This is a genomic window from Streptococcus sp. HMSC070B10 (assembly GCF_001808665.1).
In the GTDB taxonomy this organism is placed as follows: Bacteria; Bacillota; Bacilli; order Lactobacillales; family Streptococcaceae; genus Streptococcus.
In genome coordinates this window covers 47,525-55,816 of sequence record NZ_KV794182.1, presented here as the reverse complement: position 1 = coordinate 55,816, position 8,292 = coordinate 47,525, and the positions used below count along the sequence as shown (strand labels likewise).

The 8,292-nt window shown below is 44.1% G+C and carries 4 protein-coding genes; all 4 read left to right on the top strand.

Going from position 1 to position 8,292, the window contains the following annotated elements; all coding sequences use genetic code 11:
• Positions 1-55: 55 nt before the first annotated feature.
• The 4 genes from comA (at position 56) to HMPREF2613_RS05785 (ending at position 8,229) form a co-directional block, all read left to right on the top strand.
• Positions 56-2,209, top strand: coding sequence for a peptide cleavage/export ABC transporter ComA (gene comA, locus HMPREF2613_RS05800; protein WP_070479657.1), 2,154 nt, complete (start codon positions 56-58; stop codon positions 2,207-2,209).
• Between the two features lie 12 nt (positions 2,210-2,221).
• Entirely contained in the window at positions 2,222-3,571 is a 1,350-nt protein-coding gene (comB, locus tag HMPREF2613_RS05795) for a competence pheromone export protein ComB (protein WP_070479654.1), read from the top strand.
• 169 nt (positions 3,572-3,740) lie between these two features.
• On the top strand, positions 3,741-4,448 hold the full coding sequence (gene purC, locus HMPREF2613_RS05790) for a phosphoribosylaminoimidazolesuccinocarboxamide synthase (protein ID WP_000043296.1): 708 nt from the start codon (positions 3,741-3,743) through the stop codon (positions 4,446-4,448).
• Between the two features lie 55 nt (positions 4,449-4,503).
• Positions 4,504-8,229, top strand: coding sequence for a phosphoribosylformylglycinamidine synthase (locus HMPREF2613_RS05785; RefSeq protein ID WP_070479652.1), 3,726 nt, complete (start codon positions 4,504-4,506; stop codon positions 8,227-8,229).
• Positions 8,230-8,292: the final 63 nt, after the last annotated feature.

Below are 8,292 nucleotides of genomic sequence, written 5' to 3'. Positions count from 1 at the left end.
CCTAGTTTGCTCTTTGATTTTCATTGAGTATAAGTTTAGGAAAAAGGAGATGAATATGAAATTTGGGAAACGTCACTATCGTCCGCAGGTGGATCAGATGGACTGCGGTGTAGCTTCATTAGCCATGGTTTTTGGCTACTATGGTAGTTATTATTCTTTGGCTCACTTGCGCGAATTGGCCAAGACGACCATGGATGGGACGACGGCCTTGGGCTTGGTCAAGGTGGCAGAGGAGATTGGCTTTGAGACGCGAGCGATCAAGGCGGATATGACGCTCTTTGACTTGCCAGATTTGACTTTTCCTTTTGTTGCCCATGTGCTTAAGGAAGGGAAATTGCTCCACTACTATGTGGTGACTGGGCAGGATAAGGACAGCATTCATATTGCCGATCCAGATCCTGGGGTGAAATTGACCAAACTGCCACGTGAGCGTTTTGCGGAAGAATGGACAGGAGTGACTCTTTTTATGGCACCTAGTCCAGACTATAAGCCTCATAAGGATCAAAAGAATGGTCTGCTCTCTTTTATCCCTATATTAGTGAAGCAGCGTGGTTTGATTGCCAATATCGTTTTGGCAACACTCTTGGTCACCTTGATTAACATTGTGGGTTCTTATTATTTGCAGTCTATCATTGATACCTATGTGCCAGATCAGATGCGTTCGACGTTGGGGATTATTTCTATTGGTTTGGTCATCGTCTATATCCTCCAGCAGATCTTGTCTTATGCTCAGGAGTATCTCTTGCTTGTTTTGGGGCAACGCTTGTCGATTGATGTGATTTTGTCCTATATCAAGCATGTTTTTCACCTGCCTATGTCCTTTTTTGCGACACGCAGAACAGGGGAAATCGTGTCTCGTTTTACAGATGCTAACAGTATCATCGATGCGCTGGCTTCGACCATTCTTTCGATTTTCCTAGATGTGTCAACGGTTGTCATTATTTCCCTTGTTTTATTTTCACAAAATACCAATCTCTTTTTTATGACCTTATTGGCACTTCCTATCTACACAGTGATTATCTTTGCCTTTATGAAGCCGTTTGAAAAGATGAATCGGAATACCATGGAAGCCAATGCGGTTCTGTCTTCTTCTATCATCGAGGATATCAACGGTATTGAGACCATTAAGTCCTTGACCAGTGAAAGTCAGCGTTACCAAAAGATTGATAAGGAATTTGTGGATTATCTGAAAAAATCCTTTACCTATAGTCGGGCAGAGAGTCAGCAAAAGGCTCTAAAAAAGGTTGCCCATCTCTTGCTCAATGTCGGCATTCTCTGGATGGGAGCTGTTCTGGTCATGGATGGAAAGATGAGTTTGGGGCAGTTGATTACCTATAATACCTTGCTTGTTTACTTTACCAATCCTTTGGAAAATATCATCAATCTGCAAACCAAGCTTCAGACAGCGCAGGTTGCCAATAACCGTCTAAATGAAGTGTATCTGGTAGCTTCTGAGTTTGAGGAGAAGAAAACAGTTGAGGATTTGAGCTTGATGAAGGGAGAGATGACCTTCAAACAGGTTTCCTACAAGTATGGCTATGGTCGAGACGTCCTGTCAGACATCAATTTGACCATTCCGCAAGGGTCTAAGGTGGCTTTTGTGGGGATTTCAGGGTCAGGTAAGACGACTTTGGCCAAGATGATGGTTAATTTTTACGACCCAAGTCAGGGAGAGATTAGTCTGGGTGGTGTCAATCTCAATCAGATTGATAAAAAGGCTCTGCGCCAGTATATTAATTATCTGCCTCAACAGCCCTATGTCTTTAACGGAACGATTTTGGAGAATCTTCTCCTTGGAGCCAAGGAAGGAACGACTCAAGAGGATATCTTACGGGCAGTCGAATTGGCAGAGATTCGGGAGGATATTGAGCGCATGCCACTGAATTACCAAACAGAATTGACTTCGGATGGAGCAGGGATTTCAGGTGGTCAACGTCAGAGAATCGCTCTGGCGCGTGCTCTCTTGACAGATGCACCGGTCTTGATTTTGGATGAGGCGACCAGCAGTTTAGATATTCTGACAGAGAAGCGAATTGTCGATAATCTTATGGCTTTAGACAAGACCTTGATTTTCATCGCCCACCGCTTGACCATTGCTGAGCGGACAGAGAAGGTTGTTGTCTTGGATCAGGGCAAGATTGTTGAAGAAGGAAAGCATGCTGATTTGCTTGCACAGGGTGGATTTTACGCCCATTTGGTGAATAGCTAGAAAGAGGAGAGGATGAAACCAGAATTTTTAGAAAGTGCGGAGTTTTATAATCGTCGTTACCATAATTTTTCCAGTCGGGTGATTGTCCCCATGTCCCTTCTGCTCGTGTTTTTGCTTGGATTTGCAACTTTTGCAGAGAAGGAGATGAGTTTGTCTACTAGAGCTACTATTGAGCCTAGTCGAATCCTTGCAAATATCCAGTCAACTAGCAACAATCGTATTCTTGTCAATCATTTGGAAGAAAATAAGCTGGTTAAAAAGGGAGAACTGTTGGTTCAATATCAAGAAGGGGCAGAGGGTGTCCAAGCGGAGGCCTATGCTAGTCAGTTGGACATGCTCAAGGATCAAAAAAAGCAATTGGAGTATTTGCAAAAGAGTCTGCAAGAAGGGGAGAACCACTTTCCAGAGGAGGATAAATTTGGCTACCAAGCCACCTTTCGCGACTACCTCAGCCAAGCAGGCAGTCTTAGGGCTAGTACATCGCAACAAAATGAGACCATCGCGTCCCAGAATGCAGCAGCTAGCCAAACCCAAGCCGAAATCGGCAACCTTATCAGCCAAACAGAGGCTAAAATTCGCGATTACCAGACAGCTAAGTCAGCTATTGAAACAGGTGCTTCCTTGGCCAGTCAGAATCTAGCCTACTCTCTCTACCAGTCCTATAAGTCTCAGGGCGAGGAAAATCCGCAATCTAAGGCCCAGGCTGTTGCTCAGGTAGAAGCACAGCTCTCTCAGTTAGAATCCAGTCTTGCTACTTACCGTGTTCAGTATGCAGGTTCAGGTACCCAGCAAGCCTATGCGTCAGGCTTAAGCAGTCAATTGGAGTCTCTCAAATCCCAACACTTGGCTAAGGTTGGTCAGGAATTGACCCTTCTAGACCAGAAAATCTTGGAGGCAGAATCGGGTAAGAAGGTTCAGGGAAATCTTTTAGACAAGGGGAAAATTACGGCCAGTGAGGATGGGGTGCTTCATCTTAATCCTGAGACCAGTGATTCTACCATGGTTGCAGAAGGTACCCTACTAGCCCAACTCTATCCATCCTTGGAAAAAGAAGGGAAAGCCAAACTTACAGCTTATCTCAGTTCAAAGGATGTAGCAAGGATCAAGGTCGGTGATTCTGTTCGCTATACTACGACTCATGATGCCAAGAATCAAATTTTCCTAGATTCTACTATTACAAGTATTGATGCGACAGCTACCAAGACTGAAAAAGGGAATTTCTTTAAAATCGAGGCGGAGACTAATCTAACTTCGGAGCAGGCTGAAAAACTTCGGTACGGGGTGGAAGGTCGCCTGCAGATGATTACGGGCAAGAAAAGTTACCTGCGTTATTATTTGGATCAATTTTTGAACAAAGAGTAATGTTCGTATTTTCAGAATTAAATAATTTTAAAACTGTGAGAAAAATCCTTCTTGCAGTTTTTTCTTTACAATTTTTGAAACACATCTGATATTCATTCGGTTAAATTCTTGTATTTTTTGGTTTTTTATGGTAAAATGTGCTCAAGTAATACGAAAGGCGAACTTTAAAATGTCAAAACAATTGATCTATTCGGGAAAAGCTAAAGATATCTATACAACTGAGGATGAAAATCTTATTATTTCAACTTACAAGGATCAGGCGACTGCTTTCAATGGTGTTAAGAAGGAGCAGATTGCTGGTAAGGGAGTGTTGAATAATCAGATTTCATCTTTTATTTTTGAGAAATTAAATGCGGCTGGTGTGGCGACTCACTTTGTGGAGAAACTTTCAGATACAGAACAACTCAATAAAAAGGTTAAGATTATTCCTTTGGAAGTCGTGCTTCGCAACTACACGGCTGGTTCCTTTTCAAAACGTTTTGGTGTAGACGAAGGAATCGCATTTGAGACTCCGATTGTCGAATTTTACTACAAAAATGATGATTTGGATGATCCATTCATCAATGATGAGCATGTGAAATTCCTACAGATTGCGGATGACCAGCAGATTGCCTACTTGAAGGAAGAAACCCGTCGTATCAATGAACTTTTGAAAGTCTGGTTTGCTGAGATTGGCCTCAAGTTGATTGACTTTAAGCTAGAGTTCGGTTTTGACAAGGATGGCAAGATTATCTTAGCAGATGAATTTTCACCAGATAACTGCCGTTTGTGGGATGCGGATGGCAACCACATGGATAAGGATGTTTTCCGTAGAGGATTGGGAGAACTAACAGACGTTTATGAGATTGTTTGGGAAAAGTTGCAGGGATTGAAGTAACAACCTCAAGGTCGTTTGGAACATTGCAAGAGCTGAAATAAAGGAATAAGAATTGATGGATAAACGTATTTTTGTTGAAAAAAAGGCTGATTTTCAGGTCAAGTCAGAGAGTTTGGTTAGAGAACTCCAGCATAATTTGGGACTTTCAAGCTTGAAAAGCATTCGCATTGTGCAAGTTTATGATGTCTTTGATTTGGCAGAGGACTTGTTTGCACCCGCAGAGAAACACATCTTTTCTGAGCAGGTGACAGACCATGTCTTAGATGAAGCAACTGTGCAAGCAGATCTTGCCAACTATGCTTTCTTTGCCATTGAAAGCCTGCCAGGGCAGTTTGACCAGCGTGCAGCTTCTTCACAGGAAGCCTTACTTTTGTTGGGAAGCTCGAGTGACGTGACGGTTAATACAGCGCAACTTTACTTGGTTAATAAAGATATTGATGCGACTGAGTTGGAAGCGGTCAAGAACTATTTGCTCAACCCAGTGGATTCTCGTTTCAAGGACATCACGACAGGGATTGCCAAGCAGGAATTTTCAGAGTCGGACAAGACCATTCCTAAATTGGCTTTCTTTGAAAGCTATGCGGCAGAAGACTTTGCCCGCTACAAGGCCGAACAAGGGATGGCTATGGAAGTGGATGATTTGCTCTTTATCCAAGACTATTTCAAATCAATCGGGCGCGTGCCAACTGAGACGGAACTCAAGGTTTTGGATACTTACTGGTCTGACCACTGCCGTCACACAACTTTTGAGACAGAGTTGAAACACATTGATTTCTCCTCATCGAAATTCCAAAAACAATTGCAGTCAACCTATGACAAATATATCGCTATGCGCGATGAGTTGGGGCGTTCTGAAAAACCGCAAACCTTGATGGATATGGCGACTGTTTTCGGTCGTTATGAGCGTGCCAATGGACGTTTGGATGATATGGAAGTATCAGACGAAATCAATGCTTGCTCAGTTGAAATCGAAGTGGATGTTGATGGTGTGAAAGAGCCATGGCTCCTCATGTTCAAGAATGAAACTCATAACCACCCAACGGAAATTGAGCCATTTGGTGGAGCGGCTACTTGTATCGGTGGTGCTATTCGTGACCCATTGTCAGGTCGCTCCTACGTTTACCAAGCTATGCGTATCTCAGGTGCGGGTGATATTACAGCACCGATTTCAGAAACTCGCGCTGGGAAATTGCCACAACAAGTCATTTCTAAGACAGCTGCTCATGGTTATTCTTCTTACGGAAACCAGATTGGGCTTGCAACAACTTACGTTCGTGAGTACTTCCACCCAGGCTTTGTAGCTAAACGCATGGAGCTTGGTGCCGTTGTTGGTGCGGCTCCTAAGGGCAATGTTGTCCGTGAAAAACCTGAAGCGGGCGATGTGATTATTCTTCTTGGAGGTAAGACTGGACGTGATGGTGTCGGTGGTGCGACAGGGTCTTCTAAGGTTCAAACGGTTGAGTCTGTAGAGACTGCTGGTGCAGAGGTCCAAAAAGGGAATGCCATCGAAGAACGCAAGATTCAACGCATTTTCCGTAATGGCGATGTCACTCGTCTTATCAAGAAATCCAACGACTTTGGGGCAGGCGGTGTCTGTGTAGCTATCGGTGAATTGGCAGACGGCCTTGAAATTGACCTTAATAAGGTGCCTCTTAAATACCAAGGCTTGAATGGTACAGAAATTGCTATCTCTGAATCACAAGAACGGATGGCAGTCGTGGTGCGTCCTGAGGATGTGGATGCCTTCGTTGCCGAATGTAACAAAGAAAATATTGATGCTGTTGTGGTTGCGACAGTGACTGAAAAACCAAATCTAGTCATGCACTGGAACGGTGAGACAATCGTGGACTTGGAACGTCGTTTCCTTGATACCAACGGTGTGCGTGTCGTTGTTGATGCCAAGGTTGTGGACAAGGATGTCAAGCTTCCAGAAGAACGTACAACAAGCGCTGACACACTTGAAGCAGATACCCTTGCGGTTCTATCTGACCTCAACCATGCGAGTCAAAAAGGCTTGCAAACCATCTTTGACTGCTCTGTTGGACGCTCAACGGTTAATCACCCACTTGGTGGTCGCTACCAACTAACACCAACTGAGGCATCTGTGCAAAAGTTACCAGTTCAACACGGTGTGACTCATACTGCGTCAGTCATGGCTCAAGGATTCAACCCATATGTAGCAGAATGGTCTCCATACCACGGTGCTGTCTATGCGGTTATCGAAGCGACTGCTCGTTTGGTTGCTGCTGGTGCAAACTGGTCTAAGGCTCGTTTCTCATACCAAGAATATTTCGAGCGCATGGACAAACAGGCAGAGCGTTTCGGTCAGCCAGTAGCCGCCCTTCTAGGCTCTATCGAAGCACAAATCCAACTTGGCTTGCCATCTATCGGTGGTAAGGACTCTATGTCTGGTACCTTTGAAGAATTGACCGTACCACCAACCTTGGTTGCTTTTGGGGTGACAACAGCAGATAGCCGTAAGGTTCTTTCTCCAGAGTTTAAGGGTGCTGGTGAAAACATTTACTACATTCCAGGTCAAGCCCTCTCTGCAGAGATTGATTTTGATTTGATTAAGTCTAACTTTGCTCAATTTGAAGCAATCCAAGCTGAACACAAAGTAACATCTGCATCAGCTGTCAAATATGGTGGTGTGCTTGAAAGCTTGGCCCTTGCTACCTTTGGGAACCATATCGGTGCAGAAGTAATCTTGCCGGAACTTGAAACAGCTTTGACAGCTCAATTGGGCGGATTTGTCTTCACATCTCCTGAAGAAATCGCTGGAGTAGAGAAAATCGGTCAAACTAGCATATACTTTACACTGACTGTCAACGGTGTGAAGCTAGATGGACAGAAACTTGACAGTGCCTTCCAAGGCAAACTGGAAGAAGTTTACCCTACTGAATTTGCTCAAGCCAAAGAATTGGCTGAAGTGCCAGCTGTCGCTTCTGACGCAGTCATCAAAGCCAAGGAAACTATTGAAAAACCTGTGGTTTACATCCCAGTCTTCCCAGGAACCAACTCAGAATATGATTCAGCCAAGGCATTTGAAAAAGAAGGCGCAGAGGTTAACTTGGTGCCATTCGTGACACTCAATGAAGAAGCCATTGTCAAGTCAGTTGAAACCATGGTTGACAATATCGGTAAGGCTAACATCCTCTTCTTTGCAGGTGGATTCTCAGCTGCGGACGAACCAGATGGTTCAGCTAAGTTTATCGTCAACATCCTGCTTAATGAAAAAGTGCGTGCAGCTATTGATAGCTTTATCGCCCGTGGTGGATTGATTATCGGTATCTGTAATGGATTCCAGGCCTTGGTCAAATCAGGTCTCCTTCCATACGGAAACTTTGAAGATGCTAGCAGTACTAGTCCAACCCTCTTCTACAATGATGCCAACCAACACGTGGCTAAGATGGTGGAAACTCGCATTGCCAATACTAACTCACCATGGCTTGCTGGAGTGGAAGTTGGTGAGATTCATGCCATTCCTGTTTCGCACGGGGAAGGGAAGTTTGTCGTGACGGCTGAGGAATTTGCAGAACTCCGTGACAATGGACAAATTTTCAGCCAATACGTTGACTTCGAAGGCAAACCTAGCATGGATTCTAAGTACAATCCGAATGGTTCTATCCATGCCATCGAAGGAATTACCAGCAAGAACGGCCAAATCATCGGTAAGATGGGACACTCAGAACGTTATGAAGACGGTCTTTTCCAAAACATCCCAGGCAATAAAGACCAGCACCTGTTCGCGTCAGCGGTTAAATACTTTACTGGAAAGTAAGACTTGCAGATTTTCTAATAGATAGTATCAGTAATGTAAAAGTCATGTAGATCTAGCTCTTGA

What these genes read in the sequence shown, in the direction of transcription:
- HMPREF2613_RS05785 (WP_070479652.1), top strand. Translation starts at nt 4,504, where the DNA reads ATGGATAAACGTATTTTTGTTGAAAAAAAGGCTGATTTTCAGGTCAAG.
- purC (WP_000043296.1), top strand. Translation starts at nt 3,741, where the DNA reads ATGTCAAAACAATTGATCTATTCGGGAAAAGCTAAAGATATCTATACA.
- comB (WP_070479654.1), top strand. Translation starts at nt 2,222, where the DNA reads ATGAAACCAGAATTTTTAGAAAGTGCGGAGTTTTATAATCGTCGTTAC.
- comA (WP_070479657.1), top strand. Translation starts at nt 56, where the DNA reads ATGAAATTTGGGAAACGTCACTATCGTCCGCAGGTGGATCAGATGGAC.